Here is a 20,494-nt window from a genome sequence, read left to right as displayed (position 1 = left end):
TGTTCTCTCGGTTCTCTCAGCTTTCGGTGGTGGTGCGCGCGTCGGTGGACGTGGTGCGTGGTGCGCGCGGGGTTCTGGTCCGTACGGCGCCGGTCCTGGCGGGCGGTTTCGCGAGCTTCACGGATGACCTGCCGGGGGCCCTGGCCGTCGCCTCGGCGTCGACCAGTTCCCCGATGCGGGCACCCGCTCTGCGGCCTTCCAGGTGCAGACGGCCGACATTGACGCGGTCCTGGGCGAGCAGGGTCAGCACCGCCGTGCTGCCCGCCGCATAGGTCGCGACATAGCCGTGGACGCCCCGCACGAGCAGTTCGCGCAGGTCGCCCTGGCCGGTGACATCCGCCATGCGTACGGCGACGCCGAGCGCGGCCGCGGTGAGTGCCGCCACGCTCTCCGGCTCCACGCCCGGGGTGTCGTGGGCCAGTACGAGGCCGTCGACACTCGCGGCGAGAGAGCCGGTGAGCTGGGGTATGCGGGCTCTCAACCGGCGCAGTTCGTCCAGGATGTCCGGCTCGGCTGCCATCCGGTGTCTCCTCTCAAAGGGCCTCCAGCGCATCCCTGAGCCTCTTCAGCAGCGTGATGTGGGGGTCGGTGGTGTACGCCGGCCGCTCGGCGAACGCGGGGGTCTCCCCGTCGCCGGCCGGCCCGGGCGCATCCCGTGGCGCGACGAGTCCGGCGGCCGCCAGCCGCCGTATGTCCACCAGGGTGTGGAACGCCTGCCGGCCCAGCTCCCGGGCCAGATCGGTGGCCGTGCGGGTGCCGTCGATCCGCTCCAGCAGCCTGTGCTGACGGAGCGTGAGCCTCGGTGCGGCGGTGGTGTGCGTCCGCACCAGTGGGGCTCTGTCCGGCCTGGCGTCGGGCCAGATGCGCCGCAGCAGTTCGCGCCGGCGCAGAACCTCGCGCTCCAGATCGGCCACCGCGACCGGCAGGACGGGACCGAGCCGGTGAGCGATGCCGTAGCGGAAACGGCCCGGGGTGCTGCTCGGAGCGAGCGCGAAGTAGGCGGCGTCGTACAGCGCGCCCAGATGGCACAGCTCCAGGGCGCCCTCGGCCAGATGGCCGCCGCTGAGCAGCAGGCGGGCCGCGCCGTACCGGTCGTCGGCCCGGGCCACGGCGTCCCGCCACACCTCGGCCTCCAGCGTGCCGTGGGCGGTCAGCAGCAGCTCCAGACCGGGGGTCAGGGGACTTTCGGCGTGCACCACGCGGCCCTCGGCGAGGTAGAGCGTGCCGTGCTCCCGGACCAGGACGCCGGTGGCCCGTTCGGCGGCGAGCCGGGTCAGCATCGGGGGGACACTGTCCCAGGCCGGCTCGGCGGACGGCCTGGCGCGCACCGGCAGCCGGGGCGGCGGGGTGTCGACCACGGTCATCCCAGCACCAGCCGCTCGGCCATCTCGCCCAGGCGTATGCGGGCCAGGGCGAGGTTGCCCTCGGTGCGGCTCAGCCACAGATGCAGGAACACACTGCTGTCGAAGGACGTGTCCACGAACCGCAGCAGGTGGTAGCTGTCACGGTTGCTGACGATCAGGTCCTCGACCAAAGGCCGCTCGCCGCCGGCCCCCTCGGCGGAGGCGAACGCCCCGTGCTCGGCGGCCAGCCGGGCCAGTTCGGCGGCCTCCGCCGCCGTGGTCTCGGGGTCGCCGCCCGGGGACTCCCCGACGGTGCCCAGGGCAAGTCCGCTCATCCAGTCGACCAGCGCGGCGCCGCGTGCACCGGGCAGCCGCATGGCTTCCAGGAGGCACTCGTCGATTCCGGGCACCCTTGTTCCCCTCCCGCCTGGGGTTTCGGCTGAGTGAGGGAGACGCTACGCAGGGTGTGAAGCGACAGCGGGGGTTACGGAATTTTCCGGTGGAACATGTGCCCGAGGGACTAATGTGGGTCAACTGACCCGAGTTTCTCGTGTGTCGGGTTTCCCGTGCGTCGCGCCGGTGCGCTCGGCCGTGCCGGCGTGCCCGGCCTGCCTCAAGCGCGCTCGGGCGCGCGCAGAGCGGTGAGCGCCGACGCGTGCTCTCCTCCCGCCTCCGCCACGATGTCCCGGACCGTCTGCGGCTCGCGCACGGTCGCGAAGGCGATTCCTCCCGAGCCGTCCGGGGCGAAGCCGTGGATCCCGGGCCGGGGAAGGGAGTTGTAGGCGTAGTGGTGCGCGAGGAAGTAGGCGCCGGTGTCCAGTGCCGCCACATGGTCGCCCGGCTCGAGCGGTGCGAGGGGGCGGCCCTCGGCGAGCAGATCGCCGGCGAAGCAGGCGGGCCCGGCGACGTCCTGCACCACCTCGGGCCCCGCCTTGGGCCGTCCCTGCGCGTCGTACGCGGCAAGGCGCAGCGGCCACGCCTCGGGTGCGTACACCGTGCGCGTCGCGACCTGCACCCCCGCGTGGGTCACGGCGACCGGCCGCCCGCCGGCGCTCTTGGTGTACTCCACCCGGGCCACCACCGTGCCCTGCTTGGCCAGCAGTGACCGCCCGAACTCCGTCACCAGCCCGTACCGCCCGTCGAACAGCCCCGGCACCGTCTCGCGCAGCAGCCGCGCGTACTGTGCGTACGTCGGCGTGGTCTCCTCCGAGCCGAAGTTCACCGGCAGTCCGCCGCCGAGGTCGAGGGTGTCGACCTGCCGCCGTCCCGCGCGCGCATTGATCTCCTCGGCGAGCGCGTACGTCCGCGCCACGCCCTGCGCCATCAGGGGCAGCGGGATGCCCTGGGAGCCGGTGTGCGTGTGCAGCCTCGTCAGCCAGGGGCGGTCCAGGTACGCCCGTACGATCCACTCGCGCACGCCCTCGTCGCGCAGGCCCATGCCGAACTTCGAGGTGGCCGTGGCCGTCGACAGCGCCTCGATCGAACCCCCGCCGACCTGTGGATTCACCCGGATTCCCAGCGGTGAGCGAGGGACGGCGGACCCCACGAGGGCGTCGATGCGGGCCAGTTCCTGAGGGTTGTCCGCGTTGACGGCGACGCCCAGCTCCAGCGCCTCGCGCAGCTCGGCCGGGGTCTTGGCGGGGGAGTCCAGGACGATGCGGGAGGCGGGCACCCCGGCCGCCCGCGCCAGGGCCAGCTCGCCGGGGCTCGCCACCTCGGCGCCCAGGCCCTCCTCGTGCAGCAGCCGCAGCACGGGCACGAGCGGGGTCGCCTTGACGGCGAAGGCGTGCAGCACCGGGGTGCCCGGCGCCGTCACCGCCGCGAACGCCGCCCGCAGCGACGCCGCCGATGCCCGGATGCCGGTGACGTCGAGCAGGCCCACGAGGGGGGAGTCGGGGCCGAGCAGCCCCTGGTCCACCGCGGCCCGCACCGCCGCGTCCCGCCGGGCGGCCCGCGCACGGTCCTCGTTCCTGCCGTCCGGGCCGTCCCTGCCGTCCAGGCCGCCCGCGCTGTCCGGGCCGTTCACGTCGTCCATGCCGTCCATGCCGTCCATGCCGTCGTCCCCTCCCTGCCGCCCCGCCGTCGTCCGGCACCCTTCGTCCGGATCCATCCAGCGAAGCATCCGGGAGCACCCGTGTGGCGCGCGACGCCGTATTGACTAGCCCTATTCAGCGGGCGAGGATGTGAATAGAGAAAGCAACACATCCGCGGGAGCAATCCGCTGGGAGGCAGACCATGTCAGGACCCCGCCCGCCCGTCTCCCCCCACCGCCCTCGCACCGGGGCCTACGGACCGCCCCCCGGCGGTGTGCGAGCGCCGCGGGGCACGGAACTGAGCGCCCTGGGATGGCAGCAGGAAGCCGCTCTGCGGATGCTCCAGAACAACCTGGACCCCGAGGTCGCCGAACACCCCGAGGACCTCGTCGTCTACGGCGGCACCGGCAAGGCCGCCCGCGACTGGCACTCCTTCGACGCCATGGTCCGCACCCTGAGGACCCTCAAGGCCGACGAGACCATGCTCGTCCAGTCCGGCCGCCCCGTCGGCGTCCTGCGGACCCACGAGTGGGCCCCGCGCGTCCTCCTGGCCAACTCCAACCTCGTCGGCGACTGGGCCACCTGGGAGGAGTTCCGCCGCCTGGAGGCCCTCGGCCTGACCATGTACGGCCAGATGACCGCCGGCTCCTGGATCTACATCGGCACCCAGGGCATCCTCCAGGGCACCTACGAGACCTTCGCCGCCGTCGCCGCGAAGAGGTTCGGCGGCTCGCTCGCCGGCACCATCACCCTGACCGCCGGCCTCGGCGGCATGGGCGGCGCCCAGCCGCTCGCGGTGACCATGAACGACGGTGTGGCCCTCTGCATCGACTGCGACCCGCGTGCCATCGAGCGCCGCATCGAGCACCGGTACCTGGACATGCGGGCCGACTCCCTCGACCACGCCCTCCGGCTGGCCGTCGAGGCGCGCGACGCCCGGCGCCCGCTGTCCATCGGCGTCCTCGGCAACGCCGCCGACCTCGTGCCGCGGCTGCTCGCCATGGGCGCGCCCATCGACGTCGTCACCGACCAGACCTCCGCCCACGACCCGCTGTCGTACCTGCCGCTCGGCATCGACTTCGCGGACATGGCCGAGGCCGCCGCCAAGGACCCGGCCGGGTTCACCGCCCGGGCCCGTGAGTCCATGGCCCGGCACGTCGAGGCGATGGTCGGCTTCCTGGACGCCGGCGCCGAGGTCTTCGACTACGGCAACTCCATCCGCGGCGAGGCGAAACTGGCCGGATACGAGCGGGCGTTCGCCTTCCCCGGCTTCGTCCCCGCCTACATCCGGCCGCTGTTCTGCGAGGGCAAGGGCCCCTTCCGCTGGGCCGCGCTGTCGGGGGAGGCGTCCGACATCGCCAAGACCGACCGGGCGATCCTGGAGCTGTTCCCCGAGAACGAGTCCCTGGGCCGCTGGATCAGGATGGCGGGCGAACGCGTCCGCTTCCAGGGCCTGCCCGCGCGCATCTGCTGGCTCGGCTACGGCGAGCGCGACAAGGCGGGCGAGCGGTTCAACGACATGGTCGCCGGCGGTGAGCTGCGGGCACCGATCGTCATCGGCCGCGATCACCTCGACTGCGGCTCCGTCGCCTCTCCCTACCGGGAGACCGAGGCCATGCTCGACGGATCCGACGCGATCGCCGACTGGCCGCTGCTGAACGCGATGGTCAACGTGGCCTCGGGAGCCTCCTGGGTGTCGATCCACCACGGCGGCGGAGTCGGCGTGGGCCGGTCGATCCACGCCGGGCAGGTGACGGTGGCCGACGGCACGGCGCTGGCCGGCGAGAAGATCCGCCGGGTGCTCACCAACGACCCCGGCATGGGCGTGATCCGGCACGTCGACGCCGGATACGAGCGCGCGGAGGAGGTGGCCCGGGAACGGGGGGTCCGGGTGCCCATGCGCGAGGGGGACGACGCGTGACCCGGCGCCCCGGCGACGGCCCCCGGCCGTCGGCCGACGGCGGTTCCCTCCGCGGCGCTTCCTTCCACGAGATGTGGCGGGACCTGGCCGCCATCGGGCGGCACCCGGCAACCGGCGGCTACCGCCGGTTCGCGTGGACGGCCGCCGACGCGGAGTGCCGGGCCTGGTTCGCGGAGCAGGCCCGGGCCCGCGGGCTGGTGTACGAGGTCGACCGGAACGGCAATCAGTGGGCCTGGCTCGGGGACCCCGCCCGGGGGAACGCCGTGGTCACCGGCTCGCATCTCGACTCCGTGCCCGACGGCGGGGCCTTCGACGGGCCCCTGGGAGTCGTGTCCGCCTTCGCCGCCCTCGACGAACTGCGCGGCAGGAACGCGCGGTTCACCCGGCCGCTCGCCGTCGTCAACTTCGGGGACGAGGAGGGCGCCCGGTTCGGGCTCGCCTGTGTCGGGTCGCGGCTGACCGCCGGACGGCTCACCGTCGAGCAGGCGCACCGGCTCACCGACGGCGAGGGGATCACACTGCCCCGGGCCATGGAGGCCGCCGGGTACGACCCCGACGCCATCGGACCGGACCCGGAACGCCTCGCCCGCATCGGGGCCTTCGTCGAACTGCACATCGAGCAGGGGCGCGCCCTCGACCTCACCGGGGACGCCGTCGGCGTGGCCAGTGCGATCTGGCCGCACGGACGGTGGCGGTTCGACTTCCGGGGCGAGGCCAACCACGCCGGCACCACCCGGACGTCCGACCGGCGCGACCCGATGCTGCCGTACGCCGAGACCGTGCTCGCCGCCCGGCGCGAGGCCGAGCGCACCGGTGCCGTCGCCACCTTCGGCAAGATCGCCGTGGAGCCGAACGGCGTCAACGCCATCCCCTCCCTGGTGCGCGGCTGGCTCGACTCCCGCGCCGCCGATCAGCAGACCCTCGACACCGTGGTCGGCGGCATCGAGAAGGCGGCCCGCGCATCCGCCGCGGCGCACGGCGTCGACGTGGACCTGGTGCGCGAGTCCTTCACCCCCGTGATCGAGTTCGACCACGCCCTGCGGGACGAACTGGCCCGCATCCTGGGCAAGGACACCGGCCTGACGGTGCCCGTGCTCGACACGGGCGCGGGACACGACGCCGGGATCCTGTCCGGGAGCATTCCGACCGCCATGCTGTTCGTGCGCAACCCCACCGGTGTCTCGCACGCCCCGGCCGAGTCCGCCGCCGAGGACGACTGCGTGGCAGGGGTGCGCGCACTGGCCGACGTACTGGAAGGGCTGGCCTGCGCGTGACGACGACCCACCCGCGGACGTACTGGCTGGAGCACGCGTGGCTCGGTGCGTCCCCCCGGGCTCACGGCAGCACTCGGGCAGAGGGGACCTCCCCCCGGCCTCCCGGCGATGCCCGGGCAGAGGGGACCCCCGTCGTGTCGGGCGTGGTGCTCGAGGTGCGCGACGGCCGTATCGCGGCCGTCCGCACCGGTGTGCCCGCCCCGCCGCCGGGAGCCGAGCCCCTCAGAGGACTGACGGTCCCCGGCCTCGCCAACGCGCACAGCCACGCCTTCCACCGGGCCCTGCGCGGCACCGTCCAGGTCGGTTCCGGGACCTTCTGGACCTGGCGCGAGGTCATGTACGCCACCGCCGACCGGCTCACCCCGGAGAACTACCACGCACTGGCCCGCGCGGTGTACGCCGAGATGGCCCTGGCCGGCATCACGGCCGTCGGAGAGTTCCACTACGTCCACCACGCGCCGGGCGGCTCCCGGTACACCGACCCGAACGCGATGGGCGAGGCCCTGATCGAGGCCGCCGCCGAGGCCGGCATCCGCATCACCCTCCTCGACGCCTGCTATCTGTCCTCCGGCTTCGGGCAGCCGCCGAACCCTTCCCAACTCCGCTTCTTTGACGGCACGGCCGAGGCCTGGGCCGAGCGCTGCTCGGCGCTCAAGGAACGGGAGCACGCACGGATCGGGGCCGCCGTGCACTCCGTACGGGCCGTGCCCGCACAGCAGTTGGCGACGGTCGCGCGGTGGGCCGAGGAGCGGCGGGCCCCGCTCCATGTGCATCTGTCGGAGCAGACCGCGGAGAACGACGCCTGCCGGGCGGCCCACGGGTGCACCCCGGCCCGGCTGCTGGCCGACCACGGCGTCCTCGGCCCGCGCACGACCGGTGTGCACAATACCCACCTCACCGACGAGGACATCGCCCTCATCGGCCGCTCCGGCACCGGCACCTGCATGTGCCCGACCACCGAACGGGACCTGGCCGACGGCATCGGCCCCGCCCCGGCCCTGCAGCGCGCGGGCTCCCCGCTGTGCCTCGGCTCCGACAGCCACGCCGTCGTCGACCTGTTCGAAGAGGCCCGCGCGATGGAGCTGAACGAGCGGCTGCGCACCCGCACCCGCGGCCACTGGACGGCCGCGGCCCTGCTGCGGGCCGCCACCGCCGACGGGCACGCGGCCCTCGGCTGGAGCGAGGCGGGCCGCCTCGGCGCCGGTGCCCTCGCCGACTTCACAACGATCGCGCTGGACTCGGTCAGAACAGCGGGCACACGGCCCGAACTCGGCGCCGAGACGGCCGTATTCGCGGCGACGGCAGCGGATGTGCGCCATACGGTCGTGGGCGGCCGCCCTGTCGTACGGGACGGTGTCCACACCCGTGTGCCCGATGTGCCGTCAGCGCTGGCGGACGCCGTCGAAGCCCTGCGCGGCTGACCCCCACCGCCCCTGCCGAGGACGCCATGAGCAGCACCGTCATCACCAACATCGCCACGCTGGTCACCAACGACCCCTCCCTCGGACGAGGGCTCCCCCGCTCCGGCGCGTCCGGGAGCGGGGGAGACTCCCCCCTCGGACTGGTCCAGGACGCGGCCGTCGTCATCGACGGCGACCGCATCGCATGGATCGGTGAGTCCAGGAAAGCACCCGCCACTGACAACCGGGTCGACGCCGGCGGCCGGACGGTGATCCCGGGCTTCGTCGACTCCCACTCCCACCTGGTCTTCGCGGGCGACCGCACCGAGGAGTTCAACGCCCGCATGTCCGGCCGGCCCTACAGCGCGGGCGGCATCCGCACCACGGTCGCCGCCACCCGCGCCGCCACCGACGCGGAACTGGAGGCCAACCTCACCCGGTACCTCGCCGAGGCCCTGCGCCAGGGCACGACCACGCTCGAGACGAAGTCCGGGTACGGGCTGACCGTCGCCGACGAGGCCCGCGCCCTGCGCATCGCCGCCCGCCACACCGACGAGGTCACCTACCTCGGCGCGCACATCGTTCCCCCCGACTACGCCGAGGACCCGGCGGCGTACGTCGAGCTGGTCACCGGAGAGATGCTCCGGGCCTGCGCACCCCACGCCCGCTGGATCGACGTCTTCTGCGAGAAGGGCGCCTTCGACGGCGACCAGGCCCGCGCGATCCTCACCGCGGGCAAGGCCAGGGGCCTGCACCCGCGCGTCCACGCCAACCAGCTCACCCACGGCCCCGGCGTCCAGCTCGCCGTCGAGCTCGACGCGGCCAGCGCCGACCACTGCACCCATCTGACCGACGCGGACGTCGACGCCCTGGCCGGCGGCGACACGGTCGCCACCCTGCTGCCCGGCGCCGAGTTCTCCACCCGCGCCCCGTGGCCTAACGCCCGGCGCCTGCTGGACGCCGGAGTCACGGTCGCGCTGTCCACCGACTGCAACCCGGGCTCGTCCTTCACGTCCTCGATGCCGTTCTGCATCGCGCTCGCCGTGCGGGACATGGGCATGACGCCCGACGAGGCGGTCTGGGCGGCGACGGCCGGCGGAGCGCGGGCCCTGCGCCGCGACGACGTGGGCCGGCTGACTCCCGGTGCCCGTGCCGACCTCGTCGTCCTCGACGCGCCCAGCCATGTCCACCTGGCCTACCGCCCGGGCGTCCCCCTGGTCGCCCAGGTCTGGCGCAAGGGCGTGCGCGAGGTCTGATCAGGCGTCACCTGCCCGCCACCGCTGTGCCGTTCCTCCGGTCACCGGGGTGAAGGAGAGGTCGCCGTCGGCGTTCGAGGTGAGGCCGGTCGTGACGGCGACGGCCGGGCGGATCACCCCGTCCGGGTCGACGACGAACGTCAGGTTCCGGCCGTTCCTGCCCTCCACCGAGGAGCACGTCCAGATGCCGACGCCCTTCTCCACGGAGCCGCGGCTGTCGAGGCAGAAGTCGGGGTCGGCCGCCGACTGCACCACCCCGCGGCGGGCGTCGACGCGCCAGCGCTGGGTGGCCGCGGACCCGCACGGGGCGGTGACGACGTCCGTGCCGTTGTCGAAGTCACCGGCCACGTCCAGGCAGCGTCCCGTGGCGACATTGACCACCTGGGCGTAGGCCGCTCCCGGCGGATCCATGGGCGTGGGCCTCGGCTTCGGGTGCGCCGTCCTGGAGGGGCGTGGGGCCGGCTCGGGCGAGGCAGAGGAAGCAGAGGGGGAGGGGCGGGAGGTCGCGGAGGGGGAGGGCGAGGGCGGGGGTGCCGGAACGGTCGCCGTCACCGTGACCTCCACCGTGGGGGCGGAGGCGGTCGCCGCGCCCGCCGCGCGCCGGTCCTGGGGATTGCCGTCCGGGACGGCCAGGAACAGCAGCAGCGGCGCGAGGACCGCACCGAGCGCGGCCGAGGCCAGCACGAAGCGGCGCGAGGGCGACCGGACGGCGGTCCGCGCGCGGGGGCCCGGGCGCGGTTCGGCCGGCCGCCGGGTGACGTAGGCGGTGCCGCCCCAGGGGAGCAGCCCCTCGGCCAGCGTGGTGCGCGGGTGGTCCCGCAGGGCGGACTGCTCCTCGAAGGCGGCGGTGCAGTGGTCGCAGCGCGCCATGTGGGTGTGCAGGCCGGAGCTGGTACGGGGGCGGTCGGGCCGGACCGCCTCCTCGATGAGCCGGCGGAAGTCGCCGCAGCGGGGGTCGTCGGAGGCGGCGAGGCGGAACTGCAGGGAGGCCTGGGCCATCGCCTTGAGCGCCCGCGGGACGCCGTACGCCACGTCCTGCCGGTCGACGCCGAGGAAGGCGGCGGTCCGGTCCTCGGGCTCCTGCTCCACGACGCCGTACCAGAGCAGGCCCTGGGTGCGGGTCGGCAGCGACTGGAAGGCGGCGAGCAGGGGCGGTACGGGGCCCTCGGGGCCGGCCGTGTTCAGGACCAGCAGGAGCCCTGCGTCCAGGCCGCCGGACCGCTCGTCGCGCGCCCAGGCACCGGTCAGCCGGGCGATCAGCAGCAGCAGGTGCAGCCGGACCGGGACACCGGGGTCCACCCCGCGTGCCGTCTCGCGGGCGGCGAGGGTGAACGCCTGCGCGGCGATCTGCCGTGCGGCCGGCTCGCTCGTGGTGCACTGCCGGGCGTAGGCGAGGACGGAGGAGAAGTGACGGGCGCGCAGTTCCCGCAGCGCCGGATAGGCGGCCGGTGCCTCGGTGCTCAGCAACCCGGTGAGCCGCGCGTCGGACGCTTCCCTGTACGGTCCGCCGTCCGCGTTCCCGGTCTCGTCACTGTTGTCGGCACCGTCGGCCCGAGCCATGCACCCGCCTCCTCGCGCCTCGGCGTCCGCCTCGGCGCCGTCGCCGGACTCCTGGCATACCAGCCAGTCTGGAAGATGACCATGGTGATGCAAGGGAGTCCGGGAGGGAAGGTGTTACCCAAGGTAACCAGCAGGGTGTCCAAGGGTTTTCACCGGATGCCCAAAGAGCGCGGAGACGGCTGCCGGGAAGGGAGGGACAGCCGGGACGCGGTCCGTCCGGTGCCGCTTCCGGTACCGGGCGAAGGCGCCCGGTCACCCCCGTCACTCCTCCACGGTCAGTCCTTTGCGCAGCCGCCCGAGCGTGCGCGAGAGCAGCCGTGAGACATGCATCTGCGAGATGCCGAGCTCCTCGCCGATCTCCGACTGGGTCATATTGGCCACGAACCGCAGGGACAGGATCTTCCGGTCCCGGGAGGGCAGCTCGGCGATCAGCGGCTTCAACGACTCGACGTACTCGACGCCTTCGAGCTCGTTGTCCTCGTAACCGATGCGGTCCGCCAGGGCGCCCTCGGAGTCGTCCTCCTCCGGCTGGGCGTCCAGCGAGGAGGCGGTGTACGCGTTCGAGGCGGTCATGCCCTCGACCACCTCGTCCCTGGTCAGACCGAGGTACTCGGCGAGTTCGCCCACCGTGGGGGCGCGGTCGAGCCGCTGGGCCAGCTCGTCACCGGCCTTGGCGAGGTCCAGGCGCAGCTCCTGCAGCCGGCGCGGGACGCGCACGGACCACGAGGTGTCGCGGAAGAAGCGCTTGATCTCGCCGATGATGGTCGGCATCGCGAACGTGGGGAACTCGACGCCCCGGGAGAGTTCGAAGCGGTCGATCGCCTTGATCAGGCCGATGGTGCCGACCTGGATGATGTCCTCCATCGGCTCGCTGCGGGAGCGGAAGCGGGAGGCGGCGAACTTGACCAGTGCGAGGTTGAGTTCGACGAGCGTGTTGCGGACGTACGAGTACTCGTGGGTGCCTTCCTCGAGGGACTCCAGCCGCTCGAAGAGGGCCTTGGACAGGGCCCGGGCGTCGTCCGGGGCCACTTCGTCGTACGGGGGGATGTCCGGAAGCCCGGCCAGTGAGGCCCGATCGGCCCGCTCGGCGCGTTCGTCGTGAAGCTCGGTGGGATCCGGGCGCTCCGTGGGGGGTGCCGACGTCGCCTTCTGGGGGTGCGATGCGTCGAGCCGGGGTGACATGATGTCCTCCATCGTTCTCGGCATATGGCTGCCGAAGCCGGTGCGTGCACTGCGGTGTGCGGCGCCTCCAAAGCCGTCCGTGTCGGGTACAGGTCCTTACTAGCCCTACCTGCTCTCCCAACTCTGCCGCAAGTGTGTTGCGTGGGAGTGTGTTCGTTTGTGTGTGTTTGCCGGGTGTCGCGGCGGTGCGGGAAGGCGTAGTGTTCGAGGGCGTCAGTCAGCGGACCAAGACCCCGGGAGAGATGACGGCATGGACCACGGGACGGTCGGCAGCGCACAGTCGGGCCGGCTTCTGGTGGAGGTGCGGCAGGAGGGCTCCAGCGCCGTCGTGACCCCGGCGGGCGAGCTGGACCACCACACGGCCGACCTGCTGCGCGAACCGCTCGAGGAGTGCCTCGCCGAGGGGCGCTCGCGACTGGTGGTGGACTGTTCCCGTCTGGAGTTCTGCGACTCCACGGGGCTGAACGTGCTGCTGGGTGCGCGGCTGAAGGCGGAGGCGGCCGGAGGCGGGGTGCACCTCGCCGGCATGCAGCCGGTGGTGGCTCGTGTGTTTGAGATCACAGGGGCCGACGCGGTCTTCAGCGTGCACGACACGCTCGAGGACGCCCTGGCCGACGAGACCGGCTGAGCCGGCCGCTGGAACGCCGACGTGTCCTTCCTCCACTCCTTCTTCCGCTCCTTCTCCCGCTCCCGTGGCCGACGCGTACCGGGCGTCGCTCCCCGCGGGCCGAAAACAGGGGTGTTCCACCGGATCGGTCGGGCAGGAGACATCCTGAGCGGATCGGCTGCCCGCATGAGGCCCGGTGAGCGGGATTCCGGCATGTGCATGGACACACCGGCCGTGTGCATGCGAAGTGACGGATGACCTTTGAATCGTGAACTGGTGGATCGGTGAGGTGAAGCGCTGATGAGCACCACCCGGCCCTACTCGCCGGGCGACCGCGGCCCGGAGCCCAGCGGCGCTTCCGGGATGCCCGAGGGGGATGTACCGGCAGGAGGGGCGTCCACAGGGGGGACGACGGCCGTGCCGGCGGCCCCGCCGGGGGGACGCCAGGTCCGCAGGCTGGATTTCGACGGCCAGAGCGGTGTCGTGCCCCTCGCCCGGGACTTCACCCGCCAGGCGCTGTACGCGTGGGGCTGGCTGCCCGCCGCGACCGCCGACCAGCGGGCCGCCGCCGAGGACGTGCTCCTCGTCGTCTCCGAGCTGGTCACCAACGCCTGTCTGCACGCCGAGGGCCCCGAGCAACTGGAACTCACCTGCGACAACAAGGTGATCCGCATCGAGGTCTCCGACCGCGGCGCCGGCCAGCCCGCCCCGCGCACCCCGCACCGCGCCGGCCGCCCCGGCGGCCACGGCATGTTCATCGTCCAGCGGCTGTGCCTGGACTGGGGGGTCGTACGCACCCCGGGCGTCGCGGGCAAGAGAGTGTGGGCCGAGCTCGGAGCGCCGGCCTGAGGGCACCGGGACCGCCCCCGTCACGCCTGCTGCGGAGCGTACGGCTCCGGCCCGGAACCCCACGGACACCGCCGCACATCGCGGAGCCACGGGGACACCGCGGAGCCGCCCCGCGGAGCCGCCGGGACGACGCCGGCACACCGCGGGGCCACCGGGACACCGCAGAAACGCCGCGGGGCCACCGCGTCCACGGACGCGGTGGCCCCAGGACATGCCGGCCGGGGCGGGCCGGATCTCAGGGCACGTCGCCCATCAGGGACTTGACCTTCCGGCGGTACATGAAGACCGCGCATCCGGCGAGGGCGGCCAGAGCGGCCTCCACGGCGACCGCACCCGTGCCGCTGAGGTCCACCCCGCCCACGGCGGGGTTGGACAGCAGGCCGGTGACGGAGTCGCCCGCGGTGACCGCGAGGAACCACACGCCCATCATCTGGCTGGCGTACTTCGCCGGGGCCATCTTGGTCGTCACCGACAGGCCGACCGGGGAGAGGCACAGCTCACCGACGGTCTGGATCAGGTAGATGCCCACCAGCCACATCGGGCTGACCAGGGTGCCGTCCGCGGCCATGCCCAGCGGCAGCAGGAAGAAGAAGAACGAGACGCCGATGAAGAACAGCGCGGCCGCGAACTTCGTGACGGTGCTCGGCTCCTTGCCCTTGCGGTTCAGCCACAGCCAGAGCCAGGCGAAGACCGGGGCCAGGGCCATGATGAACACCGGGTTCAGCGACTGGTACCAGGAGGACGGGAAGCCGAAGCCCAGCAGCGAGCCGGAGGTCTTGGTCTCGCCGAACGCCTGGACCGTGGAACCGCCCTGGTCGTAGATCATCCAGAAGACGGCGGCGGCGACGAAGAACCAGATGTAGCCGGTCATCCTGGACTGCTCGACGTCCGACAGCTCCTTGTCCCGCTTGATGCGCACCAGGACGCCGACCGGGATGACCAGACCGATCACGGTGAGCGGGATCATCGCCCAGTTCAGGGTGAAGTGGCCGGTGAAGCCGACGACGCCGTAGAAGACGGCGGCGACGGCGAGCCAGATCAGTCCCCTGCGCAGCCAGGAGGCGCGCTCCGCGGAGGTCAGCGGCTTGGGGACGGCATCGCTCCGCGGGGACAGGTGGCGGGTGCCGAGGAGGAAGGCCGCCAGCCCGATCGCCATGCCCACGGCGGCGAGACCGAAGCCCAGGTGCCAGCCGACCTGCTGACCGACGGTGCCGATGACCAGCGGGGCGAAGAAGGCACCCATGTTGATGCCCATGTAGAAGATCGTGAAGCCGCCGTCGCGCCGCGGGTCGTCCGGGCCGCCGTAGAGGTGGCCGACCATGGTGGAGATGTTGGCCTTCAGCAGGCCGGAGCCGAGCGCGACCAGCGCCAGGCCGGCGAAGAAGGGCGCCTGTCCGCCGGGCAGCGCCAGCACCGCGTGGCCCGCCATGATCGTCACGGCGGCGATCGCCACCGTCCTGCGGGGACCCCAGACGCGGTCCCCCAGCCACCCGCCGGGCATGGTGAGCAGGTACACCATCGACAGGTAGACGGAGTAGATCGCGGTGGTGGTGGCCAGGTCCATGCCGAGCCCGCCACCCATGCTCCCCTTCTTGGCGTCCGGGCCGCCGGAGAGCAGATAGACGACGAGAAGGGCGCGCATGCCGTAGAAGCTGAAGCGCTCCCACATTTCGGTCATGAAGAGAGTGGCCAGGCCGCGCGGGTGGCCGAAGAAGGTCTTCTCGGAACCGGGGGTGCCCGGTCGGGCCGAGTCCTTCGTCAGGCTGGACGCCATGGTCGTTCCTCGCTGGTCGGGACGCGCTCCGGTCGGCGGATACGCGCCCGTGTGGTGTGTGGGGGGGGGATGGCCGGCACCGGCGGGACCGAGGTCCACCCCACGCCCAGGGGAGAGCCCGCTCCGGATCGCGGAGCGGGGGACGACGGCCGCCGGATCATGCCTCTGTCCGCGCCGGCGCGTGTGGGCCGGTACGGGCGGAGGCCCGGCCTCGGGTCATTCCTCGCCGGGCCGGCCCGCACACAAAAAGGACCTCCGGCGTCGAGGTGAGCGCCAAAGGTCCCGGTGTGCGGCAGGCGTTCACTTCACGATAAGGCAGAGTAGGGCCGGACATGGAAGGACTTGCGATATGAATCACAGGAGACAGGCGTCCTTACCTAAGGTTTTCAAGGCCTGCACGGAGTCTTTCCATGGATCGCAAGACTCTGGGTGAGGGCCCTGTCACCGGGCGGGCAGGCGGGAGGCCCGCGTGACGATCATGTCGAAGCACCACCCCGGTGGACGGCGCGGGCGGACTACCATCAGTTCATGACCCGTGTATTGCTCGCCGAGGACGACGCGTCGATCTCGGAGCCGCTGGCCCGCGCACTGCGCCGGGAAGGGTACGAGGTCGAGGTGCGTGAGGACGGCCCCGCCGCGCTCGAGGCCGGAACGCAGGGCGGTGTCGACCTGGTCGTGCTGGACCTCGGGCTGCCCGGCATGGACGGCCTGGAGGTCGCCCGCCGACTGCGCTCCGACGGGCACACGGTGCCCATCCTGATCCTGACCGCGCGCGCCGACGAGGTGGACACCGTCGTCGGTCTCGACGCCGGCGCCGACGACTACGTCACCAAGCCCTTCCGGCTCGCCGAACTGCTCGCCCGGGTCCGGGCCCTGCTCCGGCGCGGCGCCGCCGAGCCGCAGCAGCCGCCCGCCACCCACGGGGTGCGCATCGACGTCGAGTCCCACCGCGCCTGGATGGGCGACGAGGAGCTCCAGCTCACCGCCAAGGAGTTCGACCTGCTCCGGGTGCTGGTGCGGGACGCGGGGCGGGTCGTCACCCGTGAGCAGCTGATGCGCGAGGTCTGGGACACCACCTGGTGGTCGTCGACCAAGACCCTCGACATGCACATCTCCTGGCTGCGCAAGAAGCTCGGCGACGACGCGGCGAACCCCCGCTACATCGCGACCGTGCGAGGCGTCGGCTTCCGCTTCGAGAAGAACTGATCCGGGAAGACCCGAGCCGCGCCGCCCGGCCTTTCGTCAGGTAAGAGGACATGCGCCGTCGACTGATCCAGTCCACGCTCGCCGTGGTACTCGTCGTGATCTCCGTCTTCGGCGTCTCCCTGGTGATCGTCGAGACCCGTACGATCAGCCACAGCGCCCAGGAGCGGGTCGAGTCCGAGGCGGTCAGGCTGGCCAGCATCGTCGACAGGCGGTTGCTCGGCGCGGAGACCGTCAACGCGGAGGCCCTGCGCGATCAGGTGGCCGACGGCCAGTACGCCGTGATCGGCATTCCCGGGCAGCAGCCCATCGAGGTCGGCAGCAAACCGCCCGGCGATGTGATCCACGCGACGGCCAAGGGCGGGCAGGGCGAGACCGTCCGGGTGGAGGAGTCCCGCTCCTCGGTGGTCCGCGAGGTCGGCCGCACGATGCTGATCATCGGCCTGGTCGCGCTGCTCGCCGTGGTGGCCGCGGTGCTGCTCGCGATCCGCCAGGCCAACCGGCTCACCTCCCCGCTGACCGACCTCGCCGAGACCGCCGAACGCCTCGGCTCCGGCGATCCGCGCCCCCGTCACAAGCGCTACGGCGTCCCCGAGCTGGACCGGGTCGCGGATGTGCTCGACAGCTCCGCCGAACGCATCGCCCGGATGCTGACCGCCGAGCGGCGCCTGGCCGCCGACGCCTCCCATCAGCTGCGTACGCCGCTGACCGCGCTGTCCATGCGCCTGGAGGAGATCACCCTCACCGACGACCTGGACACGGTGAAGGAGGAGGCGAACGTCGCCCTCGCCCAGGTGGAGCGGCTGACGGACGTGGTGGACCGTCTGCTGACCAACTCCCGCGACCCGCGCAACGGCTCCGCCGTCTCCTTCGATCTCGACGAGGTCATCCAGCAGCAGATCGCCGAATGGCGCCCCGCCTACCGCAGCGCCGGCCGCGCCATCGTCACCTCCGGCAAGCGGCATCTGCAGGCCGTGGGCACGCCCGGCGCGGTCGCCCAGGTGCTGGCCGCGCTGATCGAGAACTCCCTCATGCACGGCGACGGCACGGTCGCGCTGCGCACCCGGGTGACCGGCAACCAGGCGGTCGTGGAGGTCACCGACGAGGGCCCCGGTGTCCCCGCCGACCTGGGGGCCCGCATCTTCGAGCGCGCGATCAGCGGCCGCAACTCCACGGGCATCGGCCTCGCCGTCGCCCGCGACCTCGCCGAGGCCGACGGCGGGCGCCTGGAGCTCCTCCAGGCCCAGCCCCCGGTCTTCGGCCTGTTCCTCTCCCGCACCCCGCCACCGAAGGACCGGGAGGAGCGGCAGCCGACGGTGCGGTAGGGCCCGCCCGTCGGACGGACCGGTCCGTCGGACGGACCGGGAAGGGATGAGAAACGGCGAGAAGGGGCGGGAAGGGGCGGGAAGGGGCGGGAAGGGGCGGGAAGGAACGGGAAGGGACAGGGTCAGCGGAAGACCTTCGGGCGCGGCTCCTCCCCCTTGGCCCGTGGAAGCCGCTTCGCGTCCACCACGGTGTCCCCCCGGACCGGCAGGGCGCGGAACACCCAGGTGCGGTAGGACCAGAAGCGGAACAGGGTCGCGATGGCGATGCCGAGGAACTTGAAGAAGTTGTTCTGCAGCGGGCTGTTCCAGCCGAAGCCGTACGTCGCCAGGTACAGCACACCGTTCTCGATCACCAGGCCGGCCCCGCTGAACAGCAGGAACAGGGTCAGCTCCCTGGTCTGGCCGGTCTTGTCGCGGTCCCGGTAGGTGAAGTAGCGGAAGCCCATGTAGTTGAAGAGGATCGCGACGATCGTGGCGATGACGCTCGCGCGCACCACCTGCAGATCGGTCACCTGCCGCACCAGGTTGAACACGAGCAGATTGACCAGGAGCCCCGCTCCGCCCACCGCGCCGAACTTGACGACCTCGCGCCACAGCCGGTCCACCCGCCTGCGCAGTGCGCCGCGGCGCGCCGGGGGCGCGGAACGAAGCCTTGAGGAACCATGGCCCATGGTCGTGCAGGCCCCCGTCTCGGTCGTGTCGTGGCCGGTCTCGTCGGTTCCGTCATGCTAACCAGCGCCTCGGCGCCGCGCCTGTGGACGGGGCTCCCGCCGGGGAACAGGTCGGAAAGAGCCCTGGAAAGGGCGGGGAAAGGGCGGGGAAAGGGCGGGGAAAGGGCGGGGAAATGGCAGGGAAAGGGCGGGAAGTGGCGGGAAAGGGCGGAGGGAAGGACGGGGGAGGGACAAGGAGAAGGACAGGGAAAGGCGGGAGAGAGCCGCCGGGGCAACCGGTGGGGGTGCCGGTGCGCACCCGTGGATTCCGACGCCCCGGGCGGGCGTGGAATCCGGCCGAGGTGGCGCGACCGATACCCTGGAGGGCGTGACGTTCCCCGTAGTCGGCATGGTCGGCGGTGGTCAGCTCGCTCGTATGACCCACGAGGCGGGCATCCCGCTGGGCATCAGGTTCAGGCTTCTCAGTGACACCCCCCAGGACTCCGCGGCACAGGTCGTGAACGACGTCGTCGTCGGCGACTACCGCGACCTGGAGACGCTGCGCGCGTTCGCGCGGGGCTGCGATGTGATCACCTTCGATCACGAGCACGTCCCCATCGAGCATCTGCGGGCCCTGGAGAAGGACGGCATCCCCGTGCGTCCCGGCCCCGACGCCCTGGTGCACGCCCAGGACAAGGGCGTGATGCGCGCACGGCTCGACGCGCTCGGCGTGCCCTGCCCGCGGCACCGGATCGTGACCGACCCGCAGGACGTGGCCGCGTTCGCCGCGGAACTCGCGCAGGACGCGCAGGACGGGCCCGAGGGCCGGGACGGCGGACGGCGGGCGGACGGCTTCCCCGTCGTGCTGAAGACCGTCCGCGGCGGTTACGACGGCAAGGGCGTGTGGGTGGTCCACTCCGTGGAGGAGGCCGCCGAGCCCTTCCGTGCCGGTGTGCCCGTCCTCGCCGAGGAGAAGGTCGACTTCGTCCGGGAGCTGGCCGCCAATGTCGTACGCTCCCCGCACGGCCAGGCCGTGGCCTACCCGGTCGTGGAGTCGCGGCAGGTGAACGGCGTGTGCGACACGGTCGTCGCACCCGCCCCCGGCCTCGACGAGGATCTCGCCCTGCGGGCCGAGGAGATGGCACTGCGGATCGCCAAGGAACTCGGTGTCGTCGGCCACCTCGCCGTGGAGCTGTTCCAGACCCGCGACGGCCGTGTCCTGGTCAACGAGCTGGCGATGCGCCCGCACAACTCCGGCCACTGGTCGATGGACGGCGCGATCACCTCCCAGTTCGCCAACCACCTCCGCGCGGTCCTCGACCTGCCGCTGGGCGACCCCCGCCCGCGCGCCAAGTGGACGGTCATGGCGAACGTCCTCGGCGGCGACTACCCCGACATGTACTCCGCGTACCTGCACTGCATGGCACGCGACCCGCAACTGAAGATCCACATGTACGGCAAGGACGTGAAGCCCGGCCGTAAGGTCGGTCACGTCAACACCTACGGCGACGACCTGGACGACGTGCTGGAGCGCGCCCGTCACGCAGCCGACTACCTGAGAGGCACCATCACCGAATGAGCCGGAACAGCCCTGTCGTGGGCATCGTCATGGGGTCGGACTCCGACTGGCCCGTCATGGAAGCCGCCGCCGAGGCACTCGACGAGTTCGAGATCTCCTACGAGGTCGACGTCGTCTCCGCGCACCGCATGCCGCGCGAGATGATCGCCTACGGCGAGCAGGCGGCCGGGCGCGGGCTGAAGGTGATCATCGCGGGCGCGGGCGGTGCCGCCCATCTGCCCGGCATGCTCGCCTCCGTCACCCCGCTGCCGGTGATCGGCGTGCCCGTTCCGCTGAAGCACCTGGACGGCATGGACTCGCTGCTGTCGATCGTGCAGATGCCGGCCGGGGTGCCCGTGGCGACCGTGTCCGTCGGCGGTGCCCGCAACGCCGGTCTGCTCGCCGCCCGGATCCTCGCCGCGCACGACGAGGAACTGCTCGCCCGGATGCGGGAGTTCCAGCAGGAGCTCAACGAACAGGCCACCGAGAAGGGCAAGCGGCTGCGCGCCAGGATCGAGGGCGCGGCCGGCGGCTTCGGCTTCGGCACGGGGACGTGACC

The 20,494-nt window shown here is 72.5% G+C and carries 18 protein-coding genes; 10 read left to right on the top strand and 8 right to left on the bottom strand.

The genetic code is table 11. From position 1 onward, the window contains the following. Window positions 1-16: 16 nt before the first annotated feature. From ABD224_RS06795 to ABD224_RS06780, 4 genes are all read right to left on the bottom strand, one after another. The gene (locus tag ABD224_RS06795) at window positions 17-520 is read right to left on the bottom strand and encodes a roadblock/LC7 domain-containing protein (RefSeq protein WP_344047898.1); all 504 of its coding nucleotides are present in this window, start codon (window positions 518-520) and stop codon (window positions 17-19) included. A gap of 13 nt (window positions 521-533) precedes the next feature. Continuing rightward, complete coding sequence (locus tag ABD224_RS06790) at window positions 534-1,364, bottom strand: MarR family transcriptional regulator (RefSeq protein WP_344047896.1); 831 nt, start codon at window positions 1,362-1,364, stop codon at window positions 534-536. Beyond that, window positions 1,361-1,753, bottom strand: coding sequence for a hypothetical protein (locus ABD224_RS06785; protein WP_344047894.1), 393 nt, complete (start codon window positions 1,751-1,753; stop codon window positions 1,361-1,363). The genes ABD224_RS06790 and ABD224_RS06785 overlap by 4 nt, the downstream gene beginning before the upstream one ends. A gap of 203 nt (window positions 1,754-1,956) precedes the next feature. Continuing rightward, window positions 1,957-3,378, bottom strand: coding sequence for a type III PLP-dependent enzyme domain-containing protein (locus ABD224_RS06780; protein WP_425580929.1), 1,422 nt, complete (start codon window positions 3,376-3,378; stop codon window positions 1,957-1,959). 200 nt (window positions 3,379-3,578) lie between these two features. Here ABD224_RS06780 and hutU point away from each other — a divergent pair, with 200 nt between their 5' ends. The 4 genes from hutU to hutI all read left to right on the top strand — a co-directional run bounded on the left by hutU (window position 3,579) and on the right by hutI (window position 9,227). After that, the gene (hutU, locus tag ABD224_RS06775) at window positions 3,579-5,297 is read left to right on the top strand and encodes a urocanate hydratase (protein ID WP_344047890.1); all 1,719 of its coding nucleotides are present in this window, start codon (window positions 3,579-3,581) and stop codon (window positions 5,295-5,297) included. Window positions 5,298-5,368: 71 nt separating this feature from the next. Further along, entirely contained in the window at window positions 5,369-6,571 is a 1,203-nt protein-coding gene (locus ABD224_RS06770; protein WP_344048060.1) for an allantoate amidohydrolase, read from the top strand. Beyond that, entirely contained in the window at window positions 6,562-7,992 is a 1,431-nt protein-coding gene (locus ABD224_RS06765) for a formimidoylglutamate deiminase (RefSeq protein WP_425580928.1), read from the top strand. The genes ABD224_RS06770 and ABD224_RS06765 overlap by 10 nt, the downstream gene beginning before the upstream one ends. A 26-nt stretch (window positions 7,993-8,018) precedes the next feature. Next, a complete protein-coding gene (gene hutI, locus ABD224_RS06760; RefSeq protein WP_344047886.1) occupies window positions 8,019-9,227 on the top strand; it encodes an imidazolonepropionase in 1,209 nt (402 codons plus the stop codon). Here the strand turns inward: hutI and ABD224_RS06755 are convergent, their stop codons facing one another. Then, complete coding sequence (locus ABD224_RS06755) at window positions 9,228-10,787, bottom strand: ricin-type beta-trefoil lectin domain protein (protein ID WP_344047884.1); 1,560 nt, start codon at window positions 10,785-10,787, stop codon at window positions 9,228-9,230. A gap of 261 nt (window positions 10,788-11,048) precedes the next feature. Then, window positions 11,049-11,969 (bottom strand): RNA polymerase sigma factor SigF, encoded by a 921-nt coding sequence (locus ABD224_RS06750; RefSeq protein ID WP_344047882.1) that lies wholly within the window; start codon window positions 11,967-11,969, stop codon window positions 11,049-11,051. A 250-nt stretch (window positions 11,970-12,219) separates the two neighbouring features. Between ABD224_RS06750 and ABD224_RS06745 the strand changes: the two genes are divergently transcribed. Together ABD224_RS06745 and ABD224_RS06740 are read left to right on the top strand one after the other, a co-directional pair. After that, complete coding sequence (locus ABD224_RS06745; protein WP_344047880.1) at window positions 12,220-12,597, top strand: STAS domain-containing protein; 378 nt, start codon at window positions 12,220-12,222, stop codon at window positions 12,595-12,597. 279 nt (window positions 12,598-12,876) lie between these two features. Next, a complete protein-coding gene (locus ABD224_RS06740; protein WP_344047877.1) occupies window positions 12,877-13,425 on the top strand; it encodes an ATP-binding protein in 549 nt (182 codons plus the stop codon). 235 nt (window positions 13,426-13,660) lie between these two features. Here ABD224_RS06740 and ABD224_RS06735 read toward each other — a convergent pair whose 3' ends face one another. Beyond that, on the bottom strand, window positions 13,661-15,199 hold the full coding sequence (locus ABD224_RS06735) for a peptide MFS transporter (protein WP_344047874.1): 1,539 nt from the start codon (window positions 15,197-15,199) through the stop codon (window positions 13,661-13,663). Window positions 15,200-15,727: 528 nt separating this feature from the next. Between ABD224_RS06735 and ABD224_RS06730 the strand changes: the two genes are divergently transcribed. After that, the gene (locus ABD224_RS06730; protein WP_344047872.1) at window positions 15,728-16,405 is read left to right on the top strand and encodes a response regulator transcription factor; all 678 of its coding nucleotides are present in this window, start codon (window positions 15,728-15,730) and stop codon (window positions 16,403-16,405) included. Between the two features lie 50 nt (window positions 16,406-16,455). Then, on the top strand, window positions 16,456-17,727 hold the full coding sequence (locus tag ABD224_RS06725) for an ATP-binding protein (protein WP_344047870.1): 1,272 nt from the start codon (window positions 16,456-16,458) through the stop codon (window positions 17,725-17,727). A 122-nt stretch (window positions 17,728-17,849) separates the two neighbouring features. On the opposite strand, the gene ABD224_RS06720 is transcribed toward ABD224_RS06725, so the two are convergent. Continuing rightward, window positions 17,850-18,398, bottom strand: coding sequence for a GtrA family protein (locus ABD224_RS06720; protein WP_344047867.1), 549 nt, complete (start codon window positions 18,396-18,398; stop codon window positions 17,850-17,852). A gap of 367 nt (window positions 18,399-18,765) precedes the next feature. Here ABD224_RS06720 and ABD224_RS06715 point away from each other — a divergent pair, with 367 nt between their 5' ends. Both ABD224_RS06715 and purE read left to right on the top strand, forming a co-directional pair. Then, window positions 18,766-19,956 carry a 5-(carboxyamino)imidazole ribonucleotide synthase gene (locus ABD224_RS06715; RefSeq protein WP_344047865.1) on the top strand — a complete coding sequence of 397 codons (1,191 nt, stop codon included), beginning with the start codon at window positions 18,766-18,768 and terminating at the stop codon, window positions 19,954-19,956. Then, the gene (gene purE, locus ABD224_RS06710; protein ID WP_344047863.1) at window positions 19,953-20,492 is read left to right on the top strand and encodes a 5-(carboxyamino)imidazole ribonucleotide mutase; all 540 of its coding nucleotides are present in this window, start codon (window positions 19,953-19,955) and stop codon (window positions 20,490-20,492) included. Before ABD224_RS06715 ends, purE begins: the two co-directional genes overlap by 4 nt. The last annotated feature ends 2 nt before the right edge of the window (window positions 20,493-20,494 follow it).

Source organism: Streptomyces thermoalcalitolerans, from assembly GCF_039525155.1.
Taxonomy (GTDB): Bacteria; Actinomycetota; Actinomycetes; order Streptomycetales; family Streptomycetaceae; genus Streptomyces; species Streptomyces thermovulgaris.
The sequence above is the reverse complement of the archived record's forward strand: the minus strand, read 5'-3'. Positions and strand labels throughout refer to the sequence as shown.